Source organism: Nitratireductor sp. (assembly GCF_017794765.1).
GTDB lineage: Bacteria > Pseudomonadota > Alphaproteobacteria > Rhizobiales > Rhizobiaceae > Nitratireductor.
In genome coordinates this window covers 2,278,597-2,305,093 of sequence record NZ_CP051236.1, presented here as the reverse complement: position 1 = coordinate 2,305,093, position 26,497 = coordinate 2,278,597, and the positions used below count along the sequence as shown (strand labels likewise).

Below are 26,497 nucleotides of genomic sequence, written 5' to 3'. Positions count from 1 at the left end.
GGCATAAGCTGGTTCCAGCCCGAGCAGGTTTTGCCGATCCGAGCCACCAAATGGAACAAAATGATGCCGCTTCTTCGCACCCTCCCCTTTTTCCTTATTCTCGTGGTCGGTGGCGGCCTCGCCGTCGGATATCTGACTGCACCCGGAACCTGGTATGAGGGGCTTGAAAAACCGGCGTTCAATCCGCCAAACTGGATATTCGGCCCAGTATGGGCTGTGCTTTATGTGCTGATTGCCGTGGCCGGGGCACGCATATGGCTGCGCGAACGCCGGAGCAATGCAATGCACCTGTGGTGGATGCAGCTTGTTCTCAACTTCGCCTGGTCACCCACCTTCTTTTCGCTCCACATGATCGGCCCCGCGCTCGTGATCATCCTGCTTCTTGCGGCCACGGTTATCGGCTTTATCATCGCGAGCTGGCGCGTCGACCGGCCTTCGGCCCTTATGTTCCTGCCCTATGCGGCGTGGGTCTTGTTCGCCGGTTTGCTGAACGGAGCAATTCTCACCCTGAACTAGGAAGGGATGCGCCCCAGTCCGGGCGCTCCAGAGCGACCTGAATGAGCACCATGAAAGTCCATTTCAATCGCATGGCCCTGGCAGCCTTCGCAGCGGCAATGCTGACGAGCACTCTGGCGCGCGCGGACGACGGGCCCGAGAGTGAAGCGGCACAGGCGCGGCAGGTTCGGATCCAGCGTGAACTGGAACGCAGCCGCGATATGCTGGAAGACCAGCACCAGGAATGGATGCGCAGTCAGCGGGACATCCCGCGTCTGACGACGCCCGGCCCGCTTGATCTCAATGTGCCGATCTACACATCGCCAGCCCGGCTTCAGTAAACGCCCATGGCGGCACCGCTCGTCATCACACCAAAAAAGACCGCGCGCCAGACGAGGCACGCGGTCCAAATGTGCTGGAAAACCTCAAGCAATGAGGCCCTGAAGGCAATCGGATTTATTCGGCTGCCTTGCGGGCCGCATCGAGCCAACCGTCAACGGTATCGCGGTTATCGGAAATCCAGTCAGAAGCCTGCTTCTTGATGTCTTCCGGCTTGTCAGCGCCATCGTTCATCGCCGCGTTCTGGGCAAAAATGTCCTCGAGCGGGATCGAAGCCGACTTGAGCAGCGTTGCAACAGCCGGGTTTTCCTCGAGGAACCCGGAATTGGCAACCGGCACGATGTCATTGGCCTCAAAGCCCATGACGCAAGGATCGGCAACACAGCCATCGATCCCGGCTGCGGCATTCTCCTCCGTGGCCTCTTCCGGAACCTGAATCCAGACAACATCCTCGCCGATCTTCAGCTCGTTGACCGTCCAGTTGGGGGTCCAGGTGTAGAAGAGGATGGGTTCGCCGCTCTCATAGGCCGCGACGGCATCCGCCATGGAGGCAGAGTAGCTCGCCTTGATCTCGTTGATGTGATCCTTGAGCTCGTATTTTGTCAGGTGATCCTCGATCGCCACCTCACAGCCCCAGCCGGGCGGGCAAGCCACGAGATCCGCCTTGCCATCTCCATCACGGTCAAAGGCTTCCTTCACCTCGTCCCGCTTGAAGTCGTCAAGCGACTTGATCTCGAACTTCTCAGCCGACGCCTTGTCGATGAGGTAGCCCTGAAGCGCGCCGCCGGTCGCAACCGCGCCGACGATCTCCGCCGTGGCCTCGAAAGCCGGACGATAGGTGTCGTGAATCGGGAACCAGCCGTTCACCCAAAGGTCGACATCGCCATACCCGACCGCCTGATAGAAAGGCGGATTATCGAGCGTGGTCGGACCTTCGACCGTGTAGCCGAGCTCTTCAAACATCTGCTTGTAGATTTCAGCGTGGAACCAGCCTGTGTCCCAGGTGGCCTGCGCCATCTTAATCGTTTTACCGGCACCGGGGCCGTCCTGCGCCATCGCCGGCATGGCGATGGAGCCAAGCAGCGCCAGGGCTGCGATTGCGGGAATGCTTCTCTTAAGACCAGTCATAACAAGCAGTCTCCATAAATTCGTGTTCGACAATTGTGGCAGGGCAGAGCCGCTGCCGTGAATGCGGAACGCCAGATCGCGCTCCGCGAGACGGGCGGTGCCCTATGCGGCCTTGCCCGCTTTTTCTTCGTCACCCGGCTTACCGAGCGCAAACATTGAGCGCAGTGTCTGCCAGAGCGAAGGCGTGTGCACGGCTTTCTTTTCGCCGAGCGATTGGGTGATGCGATCAAGGATAATCGCCAGAAGCACGATGCCGATGCCGCCTGCGGTCGCTGCCCCCACATTGAGGCGACCGAGGCCGGTATAGACTGTAAGGCCGAGCCCGCCAGCGCCGATCAGTGCTGCAATGACCACCATCGACAGAGCCAGCATCAGGGTCTGGTTGAGACCCGCCATGATGGTGCGTAGTGCCAGTGGAAACTGCACCTCCCACAACATCTGCCAGCGCGTGGAGCCGAAGGCCTCCGCCGCTTCGATCAGATCGCCGCGCACATTGCGGATTCCCAGATTGGTGAGGCGAATGATCGGCGGAAGAGCAAAGATGATCGTGGCGATGATGCCCGGCACCATGCCTACACCGAACAGCATCACGATAGGCACCAGATAAACGAAGGACGGGATCGTCTGCATGATGTCCAGAATCGGCCGTACAACGAAGAGCACACGGTCGCTGCGGGCACTCCAGATGCCGAGTGGGATGCCGATCATGGCGCAGAACAGCACCGAGGTGATGATCATGGACAGGGTGGTCATGGTCTCCGACCAGAGGCCGATCATGTCTATGAAGGCGAGGGCAACAAGCGTGAAAATGGCAACCCCGCGGCCCGCCGTACGCCAGGCTATCAGCGTGAGGCCTGCTGTGAACACCAGCATGGGCAGCCAGTGAAAGAATGCATCAAGCCAGCCGAGAACAGCCGTGATCGGTGTCTGCATAGCGCGGAAGAAGGGGCGGAAATTCGGTACCAGAAAGTCACGAACGAAACTGTTGACCCAGTCGTCGAGCGGTATCTGAACGAGATCGGCAGGGCTGATCATTGGCGTTCTCCTTTCTGTGCGGCGCCGGCGTCGGCTTCGTCCGTGGTGGAGACCACCTCCTCGCTTTCCTCGCCTGAAAGCTGAGAAAACACCGCCTGCGGTTCGATGACCCCGGCAAGACGGCCACGCTTATCGGCAACCGCTATGGGATAACCGGCGCTTGCAGCACCATAAAGCTCGTTGAGCGGCGTATCGCGCGAAACCGTGGGGACTTCCGTCACGAGCACTTCCGAAAGGTCCGTGCGGCCTTCTTCCCGGGCCGCGACCGCCAGTTCCTGATAGGTGACGAGACCAGCGATCCGGTCGTCCTCGACGACGTAGAGGGCGTTGCGATTGTGCTCCTCCATAAGGTCGAGCGCCTTTTCCGCTGCGTTCTTTTCACCCAGCTCAACGGTGATCGGGCGTTCGGCGACATGCGCGGCATCGAAAACACGGCCCCGGTCAATATCTCCGACGAAGGCGGCGACATAGTCGTCGGCTGGATTGTCGACGATCTCCTGCGCCGTGCCGACCTGAACAAAGCGGCCGTCCTTCATGATGGCGATCTTGTCGCCCAGCAGCAGCGCCTCATTGAGATCGTGGGTGATGAAGATGATGGTCTTCTTGAGCTTCTTCTGAAGATGAAGAAGTTCCTCCTGCATTTCGCGGCGGATAAGAGGATCGAGCGCGCCGAAAGGCTCATCCATCAGGAGAATTTGCGGATCGGTGGCAAGCCCACGGGCAAGACCCACGCGCTGTTGCATACCACCGGACAGTTCGTCCGGGTAGCTGTCGGCATAAGCAGCAAGACCGACCTGTTCCAGCGCGGCCAGAGCCTTTGCGCGGCGTGGTGTGGCTCCCTCTCCCTTGATTTTCAGACCATAGGCGGCGTTCTCGGCGACGGTCTTGTGGGGAAAGAGTGCGAAATGCTGGAACACCATGGTGATCTTCTCACGCCGCACCTTGCGCAGGCGCTCGGCAGAGCAGCTCGCCACATCGTCTTCGTCAATCAGGATTTTACCATAGGTGGGAGGGATCAAGCCATTCAGGGTTCTGACAAGCGTGGACTTCCCGGAGCCCGAAAGGCCCATAACCACGAAAATCTCGCCTTCGCGGACATCAAAACTGACGTCCTGAACGCCGACGGTCTGCCCTGTTTCCTCAAAAATCTCGATCTTGGTCTTATTCTGCTTCAGACCTTCGAGCGCCTGTTCTGGATGATCTCCAAATATCTTATAAACATTCTCGACCCGTAGCTTGGGTTTCATGATTCCTCTTGGCTGATTATTTTATGGAAAATGAAATACAGGTCGGACACCTGTAAAATATTTCACACACGCCTGCATTCTGTAGTCGCCGTTCGAGACTTCATTCTGCCTAGGGCGTCATGTGAAAATACCATACATGGGCACTGACATAACGCGCGTTATTTCGAATCGCAACAGTCAGTGAAAATTAATTCAGCATTCAATATAGCTGATCCCCAGCCTGGCGGCTTGCGGGGGTCCGTCCGCAAGAAGCGTTTCTTTCGACGAAATGACCTGCTAGTGGTAAGCCTGCGGGTGGGCGTCCATGACGCCATCAAGTGCATTTTAGAGGGACGAAGAATGAACGACCGCTACGACGCCTATGCTGCTGCAACCATCGTAACGTTCGGAGCCATCGTGATCGGCGGCCTGATGGCTGCTGCGCTCTCTTTCGGAGAGCGGGATGCGTTCTTCTTCGCGCTCGGAGCAGGCACCTCGGCATGGGGAGCGGGGTATGCGATGTTCCTCGATAAGGCGCGGGTGTTTGTCGGCCTCACGGCGTTGGCCGTGGCGATGTCAATCGCGGCAGCCATTCTGCTGGGCTTCTGAAGCCGGGAATGTGAAAAAGGGGCAGGTTGCCCTGCCCCTTCGACCAATCGGGCCTCACATGGCGGTCAGGCGGCTTCGGCACTCACCTTTCCTGTCCAGGCGGTGCGGTCGATATCCAGATCCGGGAATTTCTCGGGGTCGAGAACCGGTCGCTCGACACCTGCCTTCAGCTGCTCTCTGAAGTCTTTCAGTATCCTCAGGCCTGTGGGCAGAAGCATCATGATGGCGATGAGATTGACGAGCGCCAGGATGCCCATCATCGGGTCAGAGAAGAAGAACACCGCGGTCGCGCCGGGCGCCACCGCGCCCAGAAAAACGATCCCCATCACGATCAAGCGTAATGCGTTGATGGCCGCGGGGTGTTCGCTGATCACCGTCAGCGCGTTCTCTCCCAGATAGTAATTGTAGATGATCGAGCTGAAGGCAAAAAGCAGAAGGATGAAGGTCAGGAAGTACTGGGTCCATTCGCCAAGGTGAGAAACAAGCGATTGCTGAGTGAGGACAACACCGTCAATAGCCTCAGAACCCGGCGTGTATACATCGCCCAATAAAATGACGAAGGCGGTGCAGCTGCAGATTACCATTGTGTCGATGAATACGGAGAACGACTGGGTGATGCCCTGACTGATCGGATGGCGCACATCCGCCGTAGCCGCCACGTTTGGCGCCGAACCAAGACCAGCCTCATTGGAGAAGAGACCGCGCCGCAGACCCTGTGCAAGCGCGGCGCCCATGCCGCCACCGACAGCCTGTTCCAGACCGAACGCATTCATGACGATGGAGTAGAGAACACCGGGTAGTTCGGTGATGTTTAAAAGGATAATAATCACCGCCATCAGCAGATAGGCGATCGCCATGACGGGAACCACCACATCGGCGGCCCTGGCAATGCGGCGGATACCGCCGAAGACAATGAAGCCGGCGATCACGGTCAGAAGGATGCCCGACCACATCCGGTCGATCCCCAGGCTTTCCTGCGCCGCGCCTGCGACGGTGTTTCCCTGGAATGCATTGAATCCTATGGCGAATGCCGCGATCAGACAGATCGCATAAAGCACTGCGAGCCACTTATATTCCTCACCGAGACCATGAATGATGGACCGGGCCGGACCGCCGCGAAACGTGCCGTCCGGTTCGCGGCGCTTGTAGAGCTGCGCCAGGGAGCATTCGATCAGACTGGTCGCCATGCCCACCAGAGCAATCGCCCACATCCAGAACACCGCACCTGGCCCACCGAGCGTGATGGCCACGGCCACGCCCGCGATATTGCCGCCACCGACCCGCCCGCCAACGGAAACGAGAAGCGCCGCTCGCGCGGAGATCGCATTGGGGTCTCCGCTTTGATTTTTGGAAGAGAGGACGCGGAACATGCGCCTGAAGAACTGAAGTTGAACAAACCCGGTCAACGCGGTGATGAATATACCTAAGACGACAAGGATGGGGATCAGGGACCACCCCCAGGTTAAGTCTCCGATAACGCCGAATAAGCTCTCGATGAATGTCACTGTCGCACCCTCGCTTTTCGCTAATGCACTTTCCGGCCTCTCGGCCCATGCGGCAGAATAGCCCACAATCAAAAGCAGCACACCCAAAGAAACACACGTCCACAAGCAGACTGGTGCTCTGGGGCAGGAGTGGATCAATCTTGTCTTCACCCTGTCTGGGCTCCGGAAACCTGACGGCTTTAACACTTTCCTAACGCTCGCCTACAGCAACTGGGACTACCTCAATCAGCGTACTCGTCCCATTGGCCGGGTTGTGGTATCCCACCAGCACAATCAACTTGCCTATCGATCTGAACTTAACGACAGTTCCCGGGGGGAAAGCATGTCGCTCGCATTTGAGACCTGCGCACCGGTCGACTTTGTCGTCGAGGCGCAGACCTGCCGAGACGCGATAGAGCCGGCACTAAGGCGCATTGTGACGTCCGCACGGGAGCGTGGGTGGAGCCACCAACAGGTTCACCTCGCGCTCATCGAAATCGCGATCGCATCCATCAAGACTGAAAAGCTCGACATTGCCACGCTCGCACGCATGCGTCGCGCCGCGTGGTGCGCCACGGCAACGGATTGATCCACTTCCCGCCCCGCAATCTTCCAGGAGGCTTGCGTGCGCGCCGCCTTCGCGATTTGGGAAGGCGCGAGAACAGGTGTATGCCTGTGTCACCGATCAGGATGCCTCAAAATGCGTTCCTGCCCCGAAAACGACGCAGCCGCGTCGATTGTACGGTGGCGTGACAGGCGTGAAAGGCCCGATCCTCGGTCGGCGACGAGAACGCGGAAGAACAGTGTCAAATGCTCGACAAACCAGAAAACTCCCCGCTTCAGAGCCGCAAGCGGCAGGTGAAAACACCCGTGCGGTTCGATGCAGGCCGCAATGAACGCGCCAAGATCGGCTTTGTCCTTCTGCCGAACGATCAACTGGTGGAAGAGGACATGGTACGCATGGCCCCGCCAGGCGTCGGCGTCTACTTCTCCAGAGCACGGATGCCGCATGAAATCTCTACCGGCACACTTGCGCAGCTTACCGAAAGCCTTGCCGAAACAGCAGGCCGCATCTTGCCAGATGACAATCTCGACGTTGTTTGCCTTGCCTGCACCTCAGGCACCGTCGCGGTGGGTGAAACCCGTGTCTGCGCGGAACTCAGCAAGGGTGCGCCCACTGCCTGCGCCACTTCACTGATGGGCAGCGTGACAAAGGCGCTTGGGGCCCTGCAGGTGCGCCGCATTGCAGTGGGCACTCCGTATGCTCATGAACTAACCGATACCGTCGTTGGCTATCTGCAAGATAAAGCGGGTTTCGAGATCACGGCCTACGCAGGCCTCGGCCTTGACTACGACCGCGAAATGGTTCGGGTCACACCTGACTATCTTCTCGAGTTCGGCGCCAGTCTCGACACGCCGGATGCAGAAGCACTGCTGATAAGCTGCAGCGCGTTGCGGTCGCTGGAGATCGTCGAGACGCTTGAAAAGAAAACAGGAAAGCCCGTGATCGTCAGCAATCAAGCCATGATGTGGAACTGCCTGCGGCTTGCAGGCGTCGAGGATCGCCTCTCCGGTTTTGGCGAATTGCTGCGACAGTTCTGATCAGACACAGGATGCGCGGAGGGCAATTCTTAAGAGCGCAAAGAAATCGTGATGCATCGATTTTCGCGTCGGGGGATTACCCTGATGACGAATCGTGGCAAGAAACGGTTGATATGTTTCTGGAATTTCTAGATGCGCTCGCTCTCATAATCTCCTTTGTGGTGCTGTCCACCGCCATGGTGGAATTTCTGGCCCGCATGATCAGCCGCGTGTATCTTAACGGACACCCCAAAGCCGTATAACGCCCAGCGTGCGGATGCCTTTTGCCCGACAGCGTTCCCCCGGATCGGCAGGCGTGCGAACGCAGGGGCCTGCGGCTCTCGGGACGAATGTGCAGCCCAAACAAAAAATCTTCCTCGACGCAAATCGAAGAAGATTCCTTGTTCGCTCAATCGATGATCGAGAGCGAAAGCGCCCCACCCATCGCCCCCAACGGTCGGGACGCCCCTCGTTAGCACGCATACAAACCACGTGAATTAACACAGGTTAAGTTCGGCAAGGATTGCTGGAATGCACGGTCTGTCATCACAGCCAGGGGAACCGCGCCGGAGTGGCGTGTTCTCAAACGCGGTAGTTCCCTTTGCTTCGCCTTCAAGCATTATTCGTTCATTATCGAACCCGACACAGTTTACCTCGACCAAGCCTACGATCGAAGCTCGACAGGTCAGTCTCTCGAAGAGCCACCTGACAGAGGCACCGTCCCCGCGATTGAGGAGTGACACGGCTTTGGTGCTTCCGCGATTTTTGAAAGCGCGTGCACGGGCAGCGATGATCGGGTGAAAAACCAGCACTCATGCTGATTACGTTATCGCACCAATCCCCAATGCATTCCCAGACAGCTACCCTAGGTTGCCGATGGGTGGGTGGTGCTCTCTTCGCCCAGAAGGCTTGCTCCCACACTCTGCCCGGTAACCTTTCGCTTGACACGCACTGGGACGAAGCGGTTGGAATGACCTTTCTGCAGGGACTGAATTATTCGACTTTTCAGGCTGAAATTTCTGGGTACCGGTTTCGCCCGAATTGAAATCACATATGGAGGAGAAAGATGTTGTGGCGTGTGAGGGAGACCCCAAAACTCTGGCAAACCGTTCGCGAAATGCCATGGAACTCCTGGTGGGCCAATGAACCGAACTGGTTCCGGAGCTACCCTACAATGTTAACACGCGAAGAGATGCGAATGCTGAGCTGGGCAGCAGAGAACGCACCCCCCGGTCCGATAGTAGATCTCGGTTGCTTTCTTGGAGGCTCCACAGTGAGTCTAGCTGTCGGCCTGCGCCGATCTGGCAGGACCGACAAAATTCACTCCTACGATATGTTTCACGCAGGAGAGAATTTGCGCAAGCGGTTCTTTCCGGACTTCCCTGTAGATGCCGCGCGTCCAGACGATTGCCTCCCCGCCTTCCGCCACTTCACGTCCGAATTCTCCGATTTCCTGACCGTAAATCAGGGAGATATACTCAATGAAGAATGGCTAGGCGATGAAATATCCTTGCTTTTTGTTGATCTTTCAAAAAGCAGATCTATAAATGATCATATACTTAGTAATTTTTTCACAAAATTAAAACCAAAATCTCTTGTTATCCAGCAAGATTTCCTCTTCTTTAAAGATCCATGGCTTTTGCATAGCATGTATAAGCTACGAAAATACTTTGAATTTCTCTCCTACTGCCAAGAGCATTCCGTGATATTTGGGACAAAAATCGTTCCTTCGAAACGGGAAGTTCAGGCAGGCTACGCTCAGGAAATGTCTGTCTCCGATATCAAAGAAGCAGCGGAATATTTCCTGGCACTCTTTCCACACGCGCGACAGCGCGAAATGATTCGGGCCACAGTGGCATCCTTTGAGGCGTCGCCAAAAGCTCAGAAGGAGTGGGATTTCGGCAATCCGCTGAACTTGCCCTATCGAATGGTGGATCGGAACTAAGTCCGGGCCGTCGAATTTTATCTGGGCGTCATCGTTATACATTCACAGGCGCCGAGACGCACATTCCGTCATCTTCTTCTTACAGAAGCGGTGTCTCGGCTGGGGCCTTGCAAGCGGAATGTCAGATGGCAGGCAACACCAACCAAAGGCGCAATGTTCATCAGTCTATTTGGGAAATCAGGGCAGGCACAAGGCCTCAAAAAGCGCTGAGGCCAGACGCAGACGCCGGAAGGCCAGTAAAATTGACTATTCCAGAGCGAGCTTGGTGCGGTCGAGAAGACTCGAACTTCCACGGGTTGCCCCACAGCGACCTCAACGCTGCGCGTCTACCAATTCCGCCACGACCGCACGCAGCTGGAGGCCGGTTCACACCGGCAACGGGCATGTAGCAAATCGGATTTCGGTAAACAAGCGCCCTTCTTCAAAAAGACGAAAAAAATCATCTGAACCCACATGACCGCCGTGCACTGGACCCGTAACCGGTTTGTCTCCATATGTGTCGGGCAGTTTCAGTACCTGACGGGATGATGCGATGAGCGAACGCGGCCAGATCGACACGGAATTCCTGCCGCGCGTGGCGGGTGCGCCCGTGGAATGGCGAATCGAACCGGGTTTGACCGATTACGAACAGGCCGTCGCCTTTATGGAAGAGCGAGCCGGCCTGATTCGCGAAGGGAAAGCCTCTGAGCTCGTATGGCTGGTGGAGCACCCACCGCTCTACACAGCCGGTACAAGCGCCAATAGCGCCGACCTGCTCGAAAAAGGCCGCTTCCCGGTCTACAAGACGGGCCGCGGCGGCGAATACACCTATCATGGGCCGGGCCAGAGGGTCGCCTATGTGATGCTTGACCTGAAGACCCGCCGCGAGGATGTGCGCGCCTTCATCGCTGCCCTGGAAGCCTGGATTATCGCTACGCTGGAACGGTTCAACATCAAGGGCGAGCGGCGCGAGGATCGTGTCGGTGTCTGGGTGGTACGGCCGGACAAGCCGCCCCTGCCCGGGAGCCTGCCCGCCGAAGACAAGATTGCCGCCATCGGGATTCGCCTGCGGCGCTGGGTCAGCTTTCACGGCATCTCGATCAACGTCGAGCCGGATCTGGCTCATTTCGGCGGCATCGTACCCTGCGGTATAAGCGGTTATGGTGTCACCAGCCTGGTCGATCTTGGTCTGCCGGTGACGATGGAGGATCTCGACCTCGCGCTCAAAGCCGCTTTTGCCGAGGTGTTCGGCCCTGCGGAAAGCCGTTGACGCCCGGGACAGGTCCGGCATGAATAAGCGATGGCGCGATCGCAAATGGCTGGCAGTCGCGTCACGCAAGGCTTGAGAGCGTTTCGGCGATCCGGTTCGGGATGCGCGGCGCTCTGACGGAGGAGCGCCACGATGCGATTATCACATGCCCTTGGGGCCATTGCCCTCATTTCCCTCTCCATGACCAGTCCTGCAGCGATTGCCCAACAGGCGACCGATGCCCACGCACCCGAGAGCGCAAGCGGGCTTACATCCAAAACGACGGTTCACGCAAAAGAACAGATGGTGGCGGCCGCCAATCCGCTTGCGGCGGAGGCGGGTCTCGACATTCTCCGCAACGGCGGAAGTGCTGCCGATGCACTCGTCGCCGTGCAGACGGTGCTCGGTCTGGTAGAGCCGCAATCATCGGGCATCGGCGGCGGAGCATTCCTTGTCTGGTATGACGCTGAAACCGGGAAGGTCACAACCTTCGATGGACGGGAAACCGCGCCCGCCGCGGCAACACCAGAGCTGTTCCTCGACAAGCAGGGCGAACCGCTAGCCTTCTTCGATGCCGTGGTCGGCGGACGCTCGGTCGGTGCACCGGGGGTGGTGCGCCTGATGGAAACCATCCACAAACGTGCCGGAAAGCTTGAGTGGCCAACGCTTCTTGAACCGGCAATCCGGCTGGCGGAAGCGGGTTTTACTGTCTCGCCCCGGCTTCACGCTCTCATCGAGGAAGACAAGGGCCGGCTCGACACGCAACCTGCCGCCCGCGCCTATTTTTATGACAAGGATGGCGAGGCAGTCGCGGTCGGATCGATCCTGAAAAATCCGGACTATGCCGCAACACTGAAACGAATTGCCGAGTATGGAGCAGACGGCTTCTACAAGGGACCGGTCGCTCAGCAGATCGTGGCGGCGGTCAAGGCACATAAAGACAATCCCGGCCTTCTGACACTTGAGGATCTGGCGGGGTACGAGGTGAAGGAGCGTGACGCGGTATGCGCTCCCTACCGCGAATTTGAGGTTTGCGGAATGGGTCCCCCCTCCTCCGGCGCGCTGACCGTCGGGCAGATCCTCGGTATGGTTGGCACATTCGACCTGGGCAGTCTCGGCCCCGAGGACCCCGAAAGCTGGCGCATCATTGGTGACGCAACGCGGCTCGCCTTCGCCGACCGGGGCCGCTACATGGCCGACAGCGATTTCGTCAAAATGCCGAAGGGTCTTCTCGACCAGGAATATCTGAAAGCGCGTGCGGCACTGATCCGCCGTCCCACCGCCCTTGGCGCGGATGACGTGAAGGCTGGAGATCCGCCATGGGATAAAGCCGAATTGCGCATCGACGGCATGAGCCTCGAGCAGCCCTCGACATCGCATTTCGTTATTGTCGACAAGGCGGGCAACATCGCCTCAATGACGACATCGGTGGAAAGCGCTTTCGGCTCACGCCAGTTGGCGGCCGGTTTCATCCTCAACAATCAGCTCACGGATTTCTCGTTTGCGCCTGAAGCCGATGGCGAGGCTGTGGCCAACCGGGTCGAACCAGGCAAGCGTCCGCGCTCCTCCATGTCGCCGACGATCGTTCTGAAGGACGGAAAACCGCTCCACGCGCTTGGCTCGCCTGGCGGTAGCAACATCATACCCTATGTCGCGAACGCGATCATCGCACTGACAGACTGGGGCATGAACATGCAACAGGCCATCGACCTGCCGCATCTGACAAATCGTTTCGGCACCTACACGCTGGAAGCCGGCACCAAAGCCGAGGAGATGCAGAACGATCTCGACGCGCTTGGCTTCAAGACATCCATCGGCGACCTCAACTCCGGCCTGCACGGCATCACGCTCACTCCGGAAGGTCTGGAAGGGGCTGCCGACCCGCGCCGCGAAGGCGTGGCTATTGGCGACTAGTCAACAGCGTAGTTCAGAAATAACAGCTGCCGGTTTCTGCATGGCACGGTTTCATGGGAAGCAACACAGCACAGACAGAGAGGCGGGCCTTCCCGCCTCTTTCACATTCGGGCGGTGCCTGACATCACACGCACGGCACCGGCAAGCATCAAATGGCGCCGATCACCACAGCAGCCATCATGATAAAGGAACTGACGGCAACGAGCGAGACGACATCCTGGACAAGATCGGTCATTTATCCCTCCTGATCACTTTATAATCCCTTTATGTTCTATTTTTGTTCCATCGTCAAGCGCGATAGAAGGCGCCTCTTCCGGGCCTAGCAATCAGGGTTTACGTAGGGTTAATTCGCAAACAGACGTTCAGAAGCCCCTCGGTCGTCCGGAGGCTATCGACACGCAGGGACGCTGCTGATGCGTTACCCGGTCCAGGCGACAACCTTGCCGCCGCTCAGCGTGACGACGCGGTCCATCCGCGCGGCCAGTTCATGATTGTGAGTGGCGATCAGGGCTGCAAGGCCGGACTGACGCACGAGCGCCTCTAGCGCGTCGAACACATAGCCTGCCGTCTTGGGGTCGAGATTGCCGGTCGGCTCATCCGCGAGAAGAATACGCGGGGCGTTGGCGACAGCCCGGGCGATGGCCACCCTTTGCTGCTCGCCACCCGACAGCTCGGCCGGCCTGTGGCTCGCCCGGTGGCCAACACGCAGGTAATCAAGAAGCTGTCCCGCACGCTCCTTCGCCTCTGCCGGTGCCATGCCGGTGATCATCTGCGGGATCATGACGTTCTCTTCTGCGGAGAACTCCGGCAGCAGATGATGAAACTGGTAGACGAAGCCGATCTCGTTACGCCGGATCGCAGTGCGCGCATCATCCGCGAGCCGGCCGCACGCCTGACCTCCGACAATCACCTCACCGGAGTCCGGTGCCTCAAGGAGTCCTGCCAGATGCAGCAATGTCGACTTGCCAGCTCCTGACGGGGCAACCAGCGCCACCATCTCGCCCGTGTTCAGGGAAAATGCGGCATCCCGGAGGATGGTGAGCCTGCCCTCGCCCTCGCGGTAGCTGCGCTCTATGCCCTTCAGTTCCAGAATGGGTGCCGCCATCAGTCATACCTCAGAGCATCGACCGGATCGAGCCGGGAGGCCCGCCAGGCAGGAAAGAGCGTTGCCACGAAGGACAGAACCAGAGCCATGATAATGACCGCAACTGTTTCGCCCGCTTCCATCTTGGCCGGCAACTGGCTCAGGAAATAGAGTTCGGGATCAAAGATCGTGGTGCCTGAAAGCCAGGAGAAGAACTGGCGAATGGACTCGACGTTCCAGCAGATGACGACACCGAGAATGACACCGGCAAGCGTGCCGGCAACGCCGATCGCCGCGCCCGTCATCAAGAAGATGCGCATGATGGCCCCACTCGTCGCTCCCATGGTGCGCAGAATGGCGATGTCGTGCCCCTTGTCCTTCACCAGCATCACAAGACCGGAAATGATGTTGAGTGCGGCGACAAGCACGATCATCGTCAGGATCATGAACATGACGTTGCGCTCCACTTCGAGCGCGGAGAAGAAGGTGCTGTTGCGCTGGCGCCAGTCGGAGAGAAGGATGGGACGCTGAGCGGCCTCTTCCACCCTGGGGCGCAGGACGTCCACGGCATCGGGATTGTCGACGAAAAGCTCGATCGACTGCACCAGCCCCTCCGCATTGAAATAGAGCTGCGCCTCCTGGAGCGGCATGTAGATGATGGAAGAATCGTATTCCGACATACCGATCTCGAATGTGGCTGAGATCGGGTAGGTCTTCACGCGTGGTGTTGTCCCGAAGGGCGTAATGTCGCCATCAGGGGCAACCAGCGTAACGGAATCGCCAACCGTAAGACCCAGATTCTGCGCCATGCGAGAGCCGACAGCGAGCCCCTCACCTGCAGCAAAGCCGACAAGAGAGCCTTCCTTGATGTTATCGGAAACCAGTTCGAGACGAGACAGATCGTCTGCGCGCACGCCGCGCACCACGGCCCCCGTTCCTGCTCCGCTGCGGCCGGAAACAAGCACCTGCCCCTGCACCATCGGCATGGCGATGCGAACGCCCTCGACGCCCTCAATGCGACTGGCCACACCCTCATAATCATCCATCGGCATATCGATGGGCTGCACGATGAGATGACCGTTGACGCCAAGAATACGGGTAAGCAATTCGGCGCGAAAACCATTCATCACCGCCATCACGACAATCAGCGTCGCCACGCCCAGCATGATGCCAATGAAGGAAATGGAAGCGATCACCGAGATGACCGTCTCTTTCCGGCGAGAGCGAAGGTAGCGCCAGGCGATCAGCCGCTCGAAACGGGAGAACGGTCCGGCGCCGAGAGGTTTCCCCGGGGCGCTCTGCGTGGCTTCTCCGCTGGTGGCGGCTTCACTCATGGCTCGACCTCAAAGGCTCTTGCGCAAACGAAAATCGCGGCATCGCCTCATGCGACGCCCTGAGCGAGACGGTTGAGCGCATCTTCGACCGACAGGGAAACCCGCTCTCCGGAGGCCCGGTTCTTGAGCTCCACCTCGCCATTGGCGACACCCCGCGGGCCGACCACCAATTGCCAGGGAAGACCAATCAGGTCCGCGGTGGCAAACTTGCCGCCGGCGCGCTGGTCCGTATCGTCATAAAGCACATCCCTGCCCGCAGCCTGCAGCTTTCCGTAAAGCTCTTCGCAGATGCGGTCGCAGGCTTCGTCACCCACCTTCATGTTGATCAGGCCCACATCGAAAGGCGCGACGCTCTCCGGCCAGATGATGCCGTTCTCGTCGTGGCTGGCTTCAATGATGGCCGCCAGCAGGCGGCTTGGGCCAATGCCGTAGGATCCCATGGACACATGATGCTCCTTGCCGTCCGGACCGGTGACGGTTGCGTTCATCGGCTTGGAATACTTGGTGCCGAAGTGGAAAATATGACCGACTTCGATACCGCGCGCAGAAACTTTCTCCTCATCGGGAATAGCGTTCCATGCAGCTTCGTCATGCATCTCGTCGGTTGCCGCATAGGGCGTTGTCCAGGTGGTCACGATGTCGGCAATCTCCGCATCATTGCTGAAATCGACATCAGCGCCCGGCACTTGCAGATCGAGGAACTTCTTGCGGCAGAACACCTCGCTCTCGCCGGTGGAGGCGAGGATGATGAATTCGTGGCTGAGATCGCCGCCGATGGGTCCGGTGTCGGCGCGCATCGGGATCGCCTGCAGGCCCATCCGTGCAAATGTGCGCAGATAGGCAACGAACATGCGGTTGTAAGCGGCCTTCGCGCCCTCGAAGTCGAGATCGAAGGAGTAGGCATCCTTCATCAAAAACTCGCGCGAACGCATCACGCCGAAGCGCGGGCGCACCTCATCGCGAAACTTCCACTGGATGTGATAGAGATTGAGCGGCAGGTCCTTGTAGGATTTGACGTAGGAACGGAAGATGTCCGTCACCATCTCTTCATTGGTTGGGCCATAGAGCATCTTGCGCTCGTGCCGGTCGGTGATGCGCAGCATCTCCTTGCCGTAATCGTCATAGCGCCCGCTCTCCATCCACAGATCGGCCGACTGGATGGTGGGCATCAGGATTTCCTGGGCCCCTGCCCGGTTCTGCTCTTCGCGGATGATCTGATTGACCTTGTCGAGAACGCGCTTACCCAGCGGCAGCCAGGAAAAGCTCCCGGCGCCCTGCTGACGGATCATACCGGCTCGCAGCATCAGACGGTGAGAGACGATTTCAGCCTCACGAGGGGTTTCTTTCAGGATCGGCAGAAAGTAGCGCGACAGTCGCATATACGTATCCATGGAAGCGGCTCGGCAGAGCCTGTTCGGAATCAAAATGACAAACGGTTCAAGGCCGGTGTCTTAACCATTTCGCAACAGAATGAAAAGCCGAAGCCATATGGCCGCCCCGTGCTCCGTTCTTCAAAACCGCCACCGCAGAGCAATTTGATAACAAAGCATTTCAAAGGCAATTTTCCTCGTGACATTTCGTCTCAACTTGCTCTATGGTGCCCTCCCATAATAAGAGGGTGGAGCTGAAATTCATCCTCATTACGCGGTCAAAGTCTTGGGAGGATGCGGTCCAGGCGCGGTAACTCGCAGCCGCCGACGATGATACGGCAAAGGATCGGACGCGTTGAGTTAGCAAGGCCTTTGGGCCTTGCATTTTTTTTGGGAGAAGCCGCCCTGCCCCGACCGATGTCCAGGGCCCGGACACCCTCATGCCCGGCACCGTTCATGATCGAAGATTTCGGGTGCGTCCGAAACGGTTTTTGAGACCGTAAGCTATCGGTTCAGTCGAACCTGGGCACGACCCTTGGGATGTCGTCAAACGAGTATCCCAGACCGCGGGTCATCAGAACCAGAAGGCCGCAAATGAGCAGCGCGATGATCGTTGTGCGGATGAGTGCCCGCAGCATATGCGGCCCGCGCGGCGCGCTTTCGGTGGTGCCGAGTGTCACCTCACCGTCTTCCTCCTGCGTACGCAGGCCGAACGGCAGTGCAATGAAAAGCACCGTCCACCAGACAATGAAAAATACGGCGAGAAGAGAAACCCAGCCCATTGGTGAACCTCAGACCTGTTCGAGTTCGACAAGGGTGCCAGTAAAGTCCTTGGGGTGAAGAAAGAGGACTGGCTTGCCATGGGCACCGATCTTCGGCTGTCCGTCTCCAAGAATGCGCGCGCCATCCGCTTTCAGCCGGTCGCGCGCGGCTGAGATGTCAGCCACCTCGTAGCAAATGTGATGCATGCCGCCGTCTGGATTCTTTGAAAGGAACCCGGCAATGGGCGACCCTTCACCGAGTGGTTCAAGCAGTTCGACCTTCGTATTGTCGAGTTCAATGAAGACCACCGTGACACCGTGCTCGGGCAAGGCCTGCGGTACGGAAACCTTCGCGCCCAGTGTATCGCGATAAAGGGCCGACGCCTTCTCAAGATCAGGCACGGCGATTGCCACGTGATTGAGCTTTCCAAGCATCGGCTGACATCTCCTGCAATGCGGTGAGGTGACTGGCACCCCACCCCTTTGCTTATTGCGTGACGAAGACCGTCACAATGGGCTTTTTGCCCCATGCGGCATTTGCCGCATTGCGCACCGCACGGCGGACTGATTCCGACACCAGGTCGAGATCCTTGCGGCGGTTGCGCGGAATGCTGCGCAAAGCACCGGATGCTGCGTCCAGCATGATGTCCTCGAGAAGCTCTCCCCGCGCATCACGCTCGGCCACACCGATGGCGACGATATCGGGGTCGCCATCGAGATTGAAGCGTTCATCAAGCACGACATTGAGCACGACATGGCCGGCATAGGAAAGTTTGCGGCGATCGCGGATGCCCATCTCTTCATCGTCGCCCAGAAGCCGGCCATCCTTGAAGAAACGCCCATGCTGGACCTCGTCGATGATTTCGGCCGGTCCGGGAGCAAGGCGCAGCATGTCGCCATTGCGCACCTGCGTGACCTCGGGAATGCCTTCCATCGCGCCGAGCGAGCCCTGCGCTACCAGATGCGCGGCCTCGCCATGCACCGGCACGAGGATCTGCGGACGCACCCAGGAATACATGCGCTTCAATTCGCTGCGGCGCGGGTGACCGGACACGTGGACCAATGCGTCGTCATCCTCGATGATCTCGATGCCCATCTCGATCAGACGGTTCTTGGTCTCCAGAACCGCCTTCTCGTTGCCGGGGATGAGGCGCGAGGAATAGACCACCGTATCGCCCGCCGTGAGCGCGACATTGCGCATCTCGTCGCGGGCGAGCTTGGCGAGCGCGGCGCGGCTCTCGCCCTGGCTTCCGGTGCACAGAACCACAACCTTGTCGCGGGGCACATGCTGGAATTCGTCTTCATCCAGATATTCGGGGAGACCATCGAGATAGCCAAGCTCGGTCGCCACATCGATAACGCGTTTCATGGAACGGCCGAGCACGAGAAGCTGGCGACCGGCATCGCGCGCGGCCTCCGCGATAGAGCGGATGCGCCCGACATTCGAAGAGAAGGTGGTGACGACGACACGGCCGGACGCCGCCTCGATCACTTCCTTCAGCCCTTCGCCAACGGCCTGTTCGGTGGGCGATTCGCCTTCGCGCATGGCGTTGGTGGAATCGCAGACGAGCGCCAGAACGCCTTCATCGCCGATCGCGCGGAAGCGCGCCTCGTCGGTCTTGGGACCGATGGCAGGGGCCGGGTCGATCTTCCAGTCGCCCGTGTGCACCACCGTTCCCAATGGTGTGGTAATGGCGAGTGAAACCGGCTCGGGAATGGAGTGCGCGACGGCAATGGCCTCGATGCTGAACGGACCGATCTCGAATGTTTCGCCGGCCCTGAATATCTTCACCGGAACATCGGGTGCCCCGGATTCGGACTGGCGCTTGGCGTCGAGCAATCCGGCGGCAAAAGGCGTCATCCAGACATCGGACTTGAGCAGCGGCCAAAGATCGAGCACGGCACCGTAGTGGTCTTCATGCGCGTGGGTGATCACGATGCCACGCAGCCGATCGACCTCGCCACGGATGAAGCTGATGTCGGGCAAAACCAGATCGACGCCGGGAAGCTCCGGCCCCGGAAAGGTGACACCGCAATCAACAACGATCCATTCGCGTTTGGCGGCGGGCCCAAACCCATAGAGCCCGAAATTCATGCCGATCTCGCCGACACCGCCAAGCGGGCAGAAAACCAGCTCGGAATTTTTCAGATCGCCGCTCTTGGCCGGCTTTTTTGTGCTGGAACGCGCCATGGGTCCCCTTCTCTTAATCTGCCTGCACAGAGGCGACCGCGCCAAAATGGACGTCGCCTGCTGCAATTCTCAACAATGAACCGTCCGCCTCGCGGATGACGAAGCGACAGGCTTCGTCGATGGTTTCGAATGTGCCGCGCGCCACGCGCCCTTCGACACGGATCGACACGGGCGAGCCGAGGCCCGCCGCTCTTTTCAGCCAGCGGCTGCGAATGGCATCGAGCCCGCGACCGCCATTCCAAAGGCGACTGTTATCGACCCAGGCGTCCGAAAGCGCAAGGAACAGATCGCCCGCATCACCGCCAAACCCCAACGCCCTGAGCGAGGTTGCAGGATAGGGCGTGTTGTCCGGATGAGAGATGACATTCACGCCGATGCCCACCGCAATGGCGAACCGCCCATCGGGCAGAATGGTCGATTCCAGCAGAATGCCGGAAAGCTTCGCACCGTCGGCCAGAACGTCATTTGGCCATTTGAGAGCAAAGCGTCCACCCGGCATGTCGCCACCATCAGCAGCAACCGCGATGCGCTTTTCTGGCACGACTGCCAGAAGCGCATCGGACAGGGCCAGCCCTGCAACGAAGCCGAGCGTGGCCGCCGTGGCCGGCTCGAAATGACCGACATTCAAAAGCGTGGCGGCAAGGTTGCCGGGAGGTGTTGCCCATTCCCGTCCGCGCCTTCCACGCCCGCTCTCCTGTCTGGAAGCGACAACCCAGAGGTTGCCCTGATCGCCGGCGCGCGCATGATCCAGCGCCAGCGCATTGGTGGACCCGACGCTCTCATGGGCTTCCAGCCGATAGCCGGCCGTTTCCGCCGAAGGCGCCAGACGAAAGGCCATGGCCTAGAAGAAGGTCTTTGCGGCAGCCTCGGCGAAACGCCCGACAGGGCCACCGATCAGAACATAGAGCAGCACGAAGGCGCCCGACAGGAGCATCACGAAGCGCAATTCGCCCGCCATGGGCTGGAAGCCGCCCGCCGATTCGTCGAACCACATGATCTTGATTACGCGCAGATAGTAAAACGCGCCGACTACAGAGCTGACCACGCCGATGACCGCGAGTGCATAGAGTTTTGCGTCGATGGCGGCGAGGAACACGTACCATTTTCCCCAGAAGCCGGCGAGCGGCGGAATGCCAGCCAGAGAGAACATGAGAATGGTCATGATCGTGGCCATCATCGGATTGGTCGACGAGAGGCCGGCCAGATCGTCGATCTGCTCGACATTGCCGTCATTGCGGCGCATGGCCAGGATCACGGCAAACGTGCCGAGCGTCATGGCCAGATAGATGAGCATGTAGATTGCCACGCCCTTCACGCCAGCCTCGGAGTTTGCGGCAAGCCCGACAAGGGCGTAGCCCACATGGCCGATGGAGGAATAGGCCATGAGGCGCTTGATGTTGCGCTGGCCGATGGCCGCGAAAGCACCAAGGATCATGGAGGCAATCGCGATGAAGACGATGATCTGCTGCCAGTCGCTGGCAATTGGCTCGAACGCCCCCATGGTGACACGCACCAGAAGCGCCATGGCCGCCATCTTGGGCGCGGCAGCAAAGAAGGCTGTCACCGGCGTCGGCGCGCCTTCATAGACGTCCGGCGTCCACATGTGGAACGGAACGGCCGAAATCTTGAAGGCGAGACCGGCAAGCACGAAGACCAGACCGAAGACGAGTCCGAGCTGACGCTCTGCACCCGTCAGCGTTGCGGCGATGACGTCGAAGCCGGTGTTGCCCGTGTAGCCGTAGACCAGCGAAATGCCGTAAAGCATCATGCCCGAAGAGAGCGCGCCCAGAACAAAGTATTTCAGGCCCGCCTCGGTGGAGCGTGCGCTGTCGCGGTTGATGGCGGCAACGACATAGAGTGCCAGCGACTGCAGCTCGAGGCCGAGATAGAGCGCGATCATGTCGTTGGCCGAGATCATCAGCATCATGCCAAGCGTGGCCAGCATGATGAGAACCGGGAATTCGAACTTGTCGAACTTCTCCGCCTTGGCGAAACCGACCGACATGACAAGCGTCACCACGGATCCGACCAGCGTCAGGATCTTCATGAAGCGCGCGAACGCATCGCTCACGAAGGCTCCGCCAAAGGCGCGGCCATCGGCCGGGAAGATCACCATCAGCGCGATCACGGCGACCAGAAGCGCAACCGCAAGACCGGTGACGGTGGAATTGGCACGGGGGCCGGAAAAGACACCGACCATCAGGAGCGCCATAGCGCCCACCGCCAGGATCAGCTCCGGCGTTGCAAGGATCAGGCTTATCGTCAGATCAGGCGTCATTCGCTTTCAATCCGTTTACTGCGCGGCAGCGGTTGCCGCTTCCCGTGCCATGTCGGCCGACAGGGAGACATTGTTCACAAGTGCTTCGACCGAAACCGCCGTCGCATCGAGGATCGGTGCCGGGTAGACACCGAAGAAGATGACCAGCACCACCAGCGGGTAGAGAATCAGCTTCTCGCGCGCCGACAGATCGAGCATGCCCTTGAGGCTTTCCTTGGTCAGCGAGCCGAAAATCACCCGGCGATAGAGCCAGAGCGCATAGCCTGCCGACAGGATGACACCGGTGGTGGCGAAGAGCGCGACCCACGTGTTGACCTTGAACACCGACAGAAGCGTCAGGAACTCGCCGACGAAGCCGCTGGTGCCGGGCAGGCCCACATTCGCCATGGTGAAGATCATGAACACGGTGGCGTATTTGGGCATGTTGTTGACCAGACCGCCATAGGCCGCGATCTCGCGTGTGTGCATGCGGTCGTAGATGACGCCGACACACAGGAAGAGCGCACCCGAGACGAGACCGTGCGAGAGCATCTGGAAGATCGCGCCCTGCACGCCCTGCTCGTTGATCGCGAAAATGCCCATGGTGACGAAGCCCATATGGGCGACCGAGGAATAAGCGATCAGCTTCTTGATGTCCTCCTGCATCAGCGCCACCAGAGAGGTGTAGATGATGGCAATGACCGACAGGGTGAAGACCAGCGGCGCCAGATCGATGGAAGCGACCGGGAACATGGGAAGCGAGAAACGCAGGAAGCCATAGCCGCCCATCTTCAGCAGGATACCCGCCAGGATGACCGAGCCGGCCGTAGGCGCTTCAACGTGCGCGTCAGGCAGCCAGGTGTGCACCGGCCACATGGGCATCTTGACCGCAAAGGAAGCGAAGAAGGCCCCCCATAGCCAATATTGCATGCCTTCAGGGAAAACATGGGTCAGAAGCGTTGGGATATCCGTTGTTCCGGCCTGCCAGTACATCGCCATCATGGCGAGCAGCATGAGAACCGAGCCGAGCAGCGTGTAGAGGAAGAACTTGAAGCTCGCATAGACGCGCCGCTTGCCGCCCCAGACGCCGATGATGATGAACATCGGAATGAGGCCCGCCTCGAAGAACACGTAGAAAAGCACGATGTCGAGCGCGCAGAACACGCCGATCATGAGCGTTTCCAGTATCAGAAACGCGATCATGTATTCCTTGACGCGGTGCTCCACCGCCTCCCAGCTTGCCAGAACGCATAGCGGCATGAGGAAGGTGGTCAGGATGACGAACAGCATGGAGATGCCGTCGACACCCATGTGATAGGAAATGCCGGAGCCCAGCCATTCGCGCTTTTCGACCATCTGGAAACCGGGCGTCGATGCATCGAAGCCGATCCAGATGAAAAGCGACAGGACGAAGGTGAAAACCGTCGTCAGAAGCGCGACATTGCGAATGTTGCGGCGCGCACCGGCACCGTCCTCCCGGATCAGGAGGATGAGAAGCGCACCTACCAGCGGCAGGAAGGTGACCGTGGAAAGAATTGGCCAGTCGGTCATGGCTTAGAACGTGCCTCCAAGCATCATCCAGGTAACGAGGGCAGCAACGCCGATGAGCATGGCGAAGGCGTAGTGATAGAGATAGCCGCTCTGCAGCTTGACGATCCGGTTGGTCACATCGACCACACGGGCCGAAATGCCATCCGGGCCGAGACCGTCGATGACCATGCCGTCGCCCTTCTTCCACAGGAAGTGGCCCAGGCGCTTGGCCGGCCGGACGAACAGGAAGTCATAGAGCTCGTCGAAATACCATTTGTTGAGCAGGAAGGTGTAGAGCCCGCTGAACTGCTGTGCAAGCCGCTTGGGGCGCTCTGGCGACCGGATGTAATAGACCCAGGCGACATAGAAGCCAAGAAGCATAGCGACGAACGGGGCAAGCTTCACCCAGACGGGCACGTGGTGAAACTCTTCCAGCATGTGGTTGTCGGGCAATGTGAAGAGCGCGCCCTTCCAGAAGTGTTCGTATTCGTGGCCGACGAAGAACTCCTTGAAGGCAACGCCGGCGAAGAGTGCGCCAACGGCCAGGATGAACAGCGGCACGAGCATGACCAGCGGCGATTCATGCACATGGTGCATCACATCGGCAGACGCGCGCGGCTTGCCGTGGAAGGTCATGAAGATAAGGCGCCACGAATAGAAGCTGGTGAACACGGCGGCCACGGTGAGCAGGATGAAGGAGAACATGGCGAAGTAGTTCTCGGCGGCGAATGCGCCTTCGATGATCGCATCCTTGGAGAAGAAACCAGCCGTGCCGATGACCGTCAACGGGATGCCCACGCCCGTAAGCGCGATCGTGCCGATGATCATCATCCAGTAGGTCTGGGGGATAAGCTTCCTGAGACCGCCCATCTTGCGCATGTCCTGCTCGTCGGAAACGGCATGGATAACCGAACCGGACCCAAGGAACAGGAGTGCCTTGAAGAAGGCGTGCGTGAACAGGTGGAAGATGGCCGCGCTGTAAAAGCCGGTGCCAAGGGCCACGAACATGTAGCCGAGCTGCGAACAGGTCGAATAGGCGATGACGCGCTTGATGTCGTTCTGCACGAGGCCCACGGTCGCGGCGAAGAAGGCCGTGAACGCGCCGACGAAGGTCACGACGGTGAGAGCCGTGTGCGACAGTTCGAAGATCGGCGACAGACGCGCGACCATGAAGACACCGGCCGTCACCATGGTGGCGGCGTGGATGAGCGCAGAGACCGGGGTCGGGCCTTCCATGGCGTCCGGCAGCCATGTGTGCAGCGGCACCTGCGCGGACTTGCCCATGGCGCCCATGAACAGAAGCAGACAGATCGCCGTCAGCGCGCCGCCCTTGTCCAGCGCGTAGCCGAGGAAGGTCAGGACCGGCTCGCCAGCCTCTGCGCCTTCGGCGGGCAGATAGGTGGCCGCATTGGCGAAGATGGTGCTGAAGTTCACCGAACCGAACAGCATGTAGACGCCGAAAATGCCAAGCAGGAAGCCGAAATCGCCGACGCGGTTGACGATGAATGCCTTCATGGCTGCGGCATTGGCCGAGGGTTTCTTGAACCAGAAGCCGATCAGGAGATAGGAGGCCAGACCCACGCCTTCCCAGCCGAAGAACATCTGGATCAGATTGTCCGATGTCACCAGCATGAGCATGGCGAAGGTGAAGAGCGACAGATAGGCGAAGAAGCGCGGCCGATGCGGATCGTGGTGCATGTAGCCGATCGAATAGATGTGAACCAGCGCCGAGACCGTGTTCACCACGATCAGCATGACGACAGTCAGCGTGTCGACGCGAATCGCCCACGACACATCCAGATTACCCGACGTGATGAAGGAAAGGAGCGGTACGGTGAATGCCTCGCCGCTGCCCATGGCGACCGAAAAGAAGGCCACCCAGGACAGAAGCGCGACAATAACCATCAGGCCGCTGGTGATCAGCTCGGACCCCTTCGCGCCGATGGAGCGGCCGAACAGCCCGGCAATCAGAAAGCCGATAAGCGGGAGAAATACGATCGCTTGATACATGGCCGTATGCTCAGCCCTTCATCATGTTGATGTCTTCGACGGCGATGGTGCCGCGATTGCGGAAGAAGACGACGAGAATGGCAAGACCGATCGCGGCTTCCGCCGCCGCGACGGTGAGAACGAAGAGTGCGAAAACCTGTCCGACGAGATCTCCCAGAACCGAGGAGAAGGCGACGAAGTTCAGGTTGACCGCAAGCAGGATCAGCTCGACCGACATCAGGATGATGATGACGTTCTTCCGGTTCAGGAAGATGCCGAACACGCCGAGCGTGAACAGGATGGCCGAGACGGTCAGATAGTGTGCGATGCCGATTTCCAGCATGATCAAAGTCCCTCGCCCGTTTCGACTTTCTTGATCTCGATCGCCGTTTCAGGCGTGCGCGCCACCTGGGCAGAAATGTTCTGCCGCTTGACGTTGTCCTTGTGGCGCAGCGTCAGCACGATGGCGCCGATCATGGCGACCAAAAGCACCATGCCGGCGATCTGGAAGAAATGGATGTAATCCGTGTAGAGAATGTCGCCGAGTGCCGCCGTGTTGTGTCGCACATCGATCGGCGGCGTTGGCTGCGCAACCTCGCCCGAAAGCTCGGGCGCGAAGGCATAGCCTCCCAGCACGATGACAAGCTCCGCGGCAAGGATGATGCCGACCAGCGCGCCCACCGGCGCATATTGCAGCGCTCCGCGCTTCAGTTCGGCGAAATCCACATCCAGCATCATGACGACGAACAGGAAGAGCACGGCGACCGCGCCCACATAGACGACAAGCATGATGAAGGCGAGGAACTCCGCGCCTGTCAGAAGGAAGAGACCGGCCGAGTTGAAGAACGCGACGATCAGAAAGAGCACCGAATGCACGGGATTGCGTGCCGCGATGACCATGAAGGCCGCCGCCACGGTGAGAAAGGCGAACAGATAAAAGAAAATCGCCTCAAGTCCTGTCAGCATGGTTCCCTCGGTACCTAGCCTGCCGCAACAA

The 26,497-nt window shown here is 59.2% G+C and carries 25 protein-coding genes and 1 tRNA gene; 9 read left to right on the top strand and 17 right to left on the bottom strand.

Annotated elements, in window-relative coordinates:
• The first annotated feature begins 63 nt into the window (after window positions 1–63).
• Window positions 64–516: a TspO/MBR family protein gene (locus tag HF949_RS10900; protein ID WP_292900126.1), complete on the top strand. Its 453-nt coding sequence runs from the start codon at window positions 64–66 to the stop codon at window positions 514–516.
• Between the two features lie 41 nt (window positions 517–557).
• Window positions 558–836: a hypothetical protein gene (locus tag HF949_RS10895; protein ID WP_292895058.1), complete on the top strand. Its 279-nt coding sequence runs from the start codon at window positions 558–560 to the stop codon at window positions 834–836.
• A gap of 115 nt (window positions 837–951) precedes the next feature.
• Here HF949_RS10895 and proX read toward each other — a convergent pair whose 3' ends face one another.
• The 3 genes from proX to HF949_RS10880 all read right to left on the bottom strand — a co-directional run bounded on the left by proX (window position 952) and on the right by HF949_RS10880 (window position 4,244).
• The gene (gene proX, locus HF949_RS10890) at window positions 952–1,962 is read right to left on the bottom strand and encodes a glycine betaine/L-proline ABC transporter substrate-binding protein ProX (protein ID WP_292895055.1); all 1,011 of its coding nucleotides are present in this window, start codon (window positions 1,960–1,962) and stop codon (window positions 952–954) included.
• A gap of 102 nt (window positions 1,963–2,064) precedes the next feature.
• On the bottom strand, window positions 2,065–2,997 hold the full coding sequence (locus HF949_RS10885) for an ABC transporter permease (protein WP_292895052.1): 933 nt from the start codon (window positions 2,995–2,997) through the stop codon (window positions 2,065–2,067).
• Window positions 2,994–4,244, bottom strand: a complete 1,251-nt coding sequence (locus tag HF949_RS10880) for a quaternary amine ABC transporter ATP-binding protein (protein ID WP_292895049.1) — start codon at window positions 4,242–4,244, stop codon at window positions 2,994–2,996. Before HF949_RS10880 ends, HF949_RS10885 begins: the two co-directional genes overlap by 4 nt.
• A 339-nt stretch (window positions 4,245–4,583) precedes the next feature.
• Here HF949_RS10880 and HF949_RS10875 point away from each other — a divergent pair, with 339 nt between their 5' ends.
• Window positions 4,584–4,832 (top strand): hypothetical protein, encoded by a 249-nt coding sequence (locus HF949_RS10875; RefSeq protein WP_229447108.1) that lies wholly within the window; start codon window positions 4,584–4,586, stop codon window positions 4,830–4,832.
• 65 nt (window positions 4,833–4,897) lie between these two features.
• On the opposite strand, the gene HF949_RS10870 is transcribed toward HF949_RS10875, so the two are convergent.
• A complete protein-coding gene (locus tag HF949_RS10870) occupies window positions 4,898–6,337 on the bottom strand; it encodes an alanine/glycine:cation symporter family protein (protein WP_292895042.1) in 1,440 nt (479 codons plus the stop codon).
• Between the two features lie 322 nt (window positions 6,338–6,659).
• On the opposite strand from HF949_RS10870, the gene HF949_RS10865 reads away from it, so the two are divergent.
• The 4 genes from HF949_RS10865 to HF949_RS10850 all read left to right on the top strand — a co-directional run bounded on the left by HF949_RS10865 (window position 6,660) and on the right by HF949_RS10850 (window position 9,842).
• Window positions 6,660–6,905 carry a hypothetical protein gene (locus tag HF949_RS10865; protein WP_292895039.1) on the top strand — a complete coding sequence of 82 codons (246 nt, stop codon included), beginning with the start codon at window positions 6,660–6,662 and terminating at the stop codon, window positions 6,903–6,905.
• A gap of 221 nt (window positions 6,906–7,126) precedes the next feature.
• Window positions 7,127–7,918 (top strand): maleate cis-trans isomerase family protein, encoded by a 792-nt coding sequence (locus HF949_RS10860; RefSeq protein ID WP_292895036.1) that lies wholly within the window; start codon window positions 7,127–7,129, stop codon window positions 7,916–7,918.
• A gap of 113 nt (window positions 7,919–8,031) precedes the next feature.
• A complete protein-coding gene (locus HF949_RS10855) occupies window positions 8,032–8,160 on the top strand; it encodes a hypothetical protein (protein WP_292895033.1) in 129 nt (42 codons plus the stop codon).
• Between the two features lie 935 nt (window positions 8,161–9,095).
• Window positions 9,096–9,842, top strand: coding sequence for a class I SAM-dependent methyltransferase (locus HF949_RS10850; protein ID WP_292895030.1), 747 nt, complete (start codon window positions 9,096–9,098; stop codon window positions 9,840–9,842).
• A 263-nt stretch (window positions 9,843–10,105) separates the two neighbouring features.
• Here the strand turns inward: HF949_RS10850 and HF949_RS10845 are convergent.
• Window positions 10,106–10,190 (bottom strand) — tRNA-Leu (locus HF949_RS10845).
• 184 nt (window positions 10,191–10,374) lie between these two features.
• On the opposite strand from HF949_RS10845, the gene lipB reads away from it, so the two are divergent.
• Window positions 10,375–11,091: a lipoyl(octanoyl) transferase LipB gene (gene lipB, locus HF949_RS10840; protein WP_292895027.1), complete on the top strand. Its 717-nt coding sequence runs from the start codon at window positions 10,375–10,377 to the stop codon at window positions 11,089–11,091.
• Between the two features lie 132 nt (window positions 11,092–11,223).
• Window positions 11,224–12,984: a gamma-glutamyltransferase gene (gene ggt, locus HF949_RS10835; protein ID WP_292895024.1), complete on the top strand. Its 1,761-nt coding sequence runs from the start codon at window positions 11,224–11,226 to the stop codon at window positions 12,982–12,984.
• 418 nt (window positions 12,985–13,402) lie between these two features.
• On the opposite strand, the gene HF949_RS10830 is transcribed toward ggt, so the two are convergent.
• From HF949_RS10830 to HF949_RS10775, 12 genes are all read right to left on the bottom strand, one after another.
• Complete coding sequence (locus HF949_RS10830) at window positions 13,403–14,089, bottom strand: ABC transporter ATP-binding protein (protein ID WP_292895021.1); 687 nt, start codon at window positions 14,087–14,089, stop codon at window positions 13,403–13,405.
• A complete protein-coding gene (locus HF949_RS10825) occupies window positions 14,089–15,402 on the bottom strand; it encodes a lipoprotein-releasing ABC transporter permease subunit (protein ID WP_292895018.1) in 1,314 nt (437 codons plus the stop codon). Before HF949_RS10825 ends, HF949_RS10830 begins: the two co-directional genes overlap by 1 nt.
• 47 nt (window positions 15,403–15,449) lie before the next feature.
• Entirely contained in the window at window positions 15,450–16,781 is a 1,332-nt protein-coding gene (gene proS / locus HF949_RS10820; RefSeq protein ID WP_292895015.1) for a proline--tRNA ligase, read from the bottom strand.
• Window positions 16,782–17,284: 503 nt separating this feature from the next.
• On the bottom strand, window positions 17,285–17,554 hold the full coding sequence (locus tag HF949_RS10815) for a DUF1467 family protein (protein ID WP_292895012.1): 270 nt from the start codon (window positions 17,552–17,554) through the stop codon (window positions 17,285–17,287).
• A gap of 9 nt (window positions 17,555–17,563) precedes the next feature.
• Window positions 17,564–17,968 (bottom strand): methylmalonyl-CoA epimerase, encoded by a 405-nt coding sequence (gene mce / locus HF949_RS10810; RefSeq protein ID WP_292895009.1) that lies wholly within the window; start codon window positions 17,966–17,968, stop codon window positions 17,564–17,566.
• 52 nt (window positions 17,969–18,020) lie between these two features.
• Complete coding sequence (locus tag HF949_RS10805; RefSeq protein WP_292895006.1) at window positions 18,021–19,724, bottom strand: ribonuclease J; 1,704 nt, start codon at window positions 19,722–19,724, stop codon at window positions 18,021–18,023.
• A 13-nt stretch (window positions 19,725–19,737) separates the two neighbouring features.
• Entirely contained in the window at window positions 19,738–20,562 is an 825-nt protein-coding gene (locus tag HF949_RS10800) for a biotin--[acetyl-CoA-carboxylase] ligase (RefSeq protein WP_292895003.1), read from the bottom strand.
• Window positions 20,563–20,565: 3 nt separating this feature from the next.
• Window positions 20,566–22,002, bottom strand: a complete 1,437-nt coding sequence (gene nuoN / locus HF949_RS10795; RefSeq protein ID WP_292895000.1) for an NADH-quinone oxidoreductase subunit NuoN — start codon at window positions 22,000–22,002, stop codon at window positions 20,566–20,568.
• Window positions 22,003–22,017: 15 nt separating this feature from the next.
• Window positions 22,018–23,532 (bottom strand): NADH-quinone oxidoreductase subunit M, encoded by a 1,515-nt coding sequence (locus tag HF949_RS10790; protein ID WP_292894997.1) that lies wholly within the window; start codon window positions 23,530–23,532, stop codon window positions 22,018–22,020.
• Window positions 23,533–23,535: 3 nt separating this feature from the next.
• On the bottom strand, window positions 23,536–25,521 hold the full coding sequence (gene nuoL, locus HF949_RS10785) for an NADH-quinone oxidoreductase subunit L (protein ID WP_292894994.1): 1,986 nt from the start codon (window positions 25,519–25,521) through the stop codon (window positions 23,536–23,538).
• A 10-nt stretch (window positions 25,522–25,531) separates the two neighbouring features.
• Window positions 25,532–25,840 (bottom strand): NADH-quinone oxidoreductase subunit NuoK, encoded by a 309-nt coding sequence (nuoK, locus tag HF949_RS10780; RefSeq protein ID WP_025030250.1) that lies wholly within the window; start codon window positions 25,838–25,840, stop codon window positions 25,532–25,534.
• A 5-nt stretch (window positions 25,841–25,845) separates the two neighbouring features.
• Window positions 25,846–26,466, bottom strand: coding sequence for an NADH-quinone oxidoreductase subunit J (locus HF949_RS10775; RefSeq protein WP_292894991.1), 621 nt, complete (start codon window positions 26,464–26,466; stop codon window positions 25,846–25,848).
• Window positions 26,467–26,497: the final 31 nt, after the last annotated feature.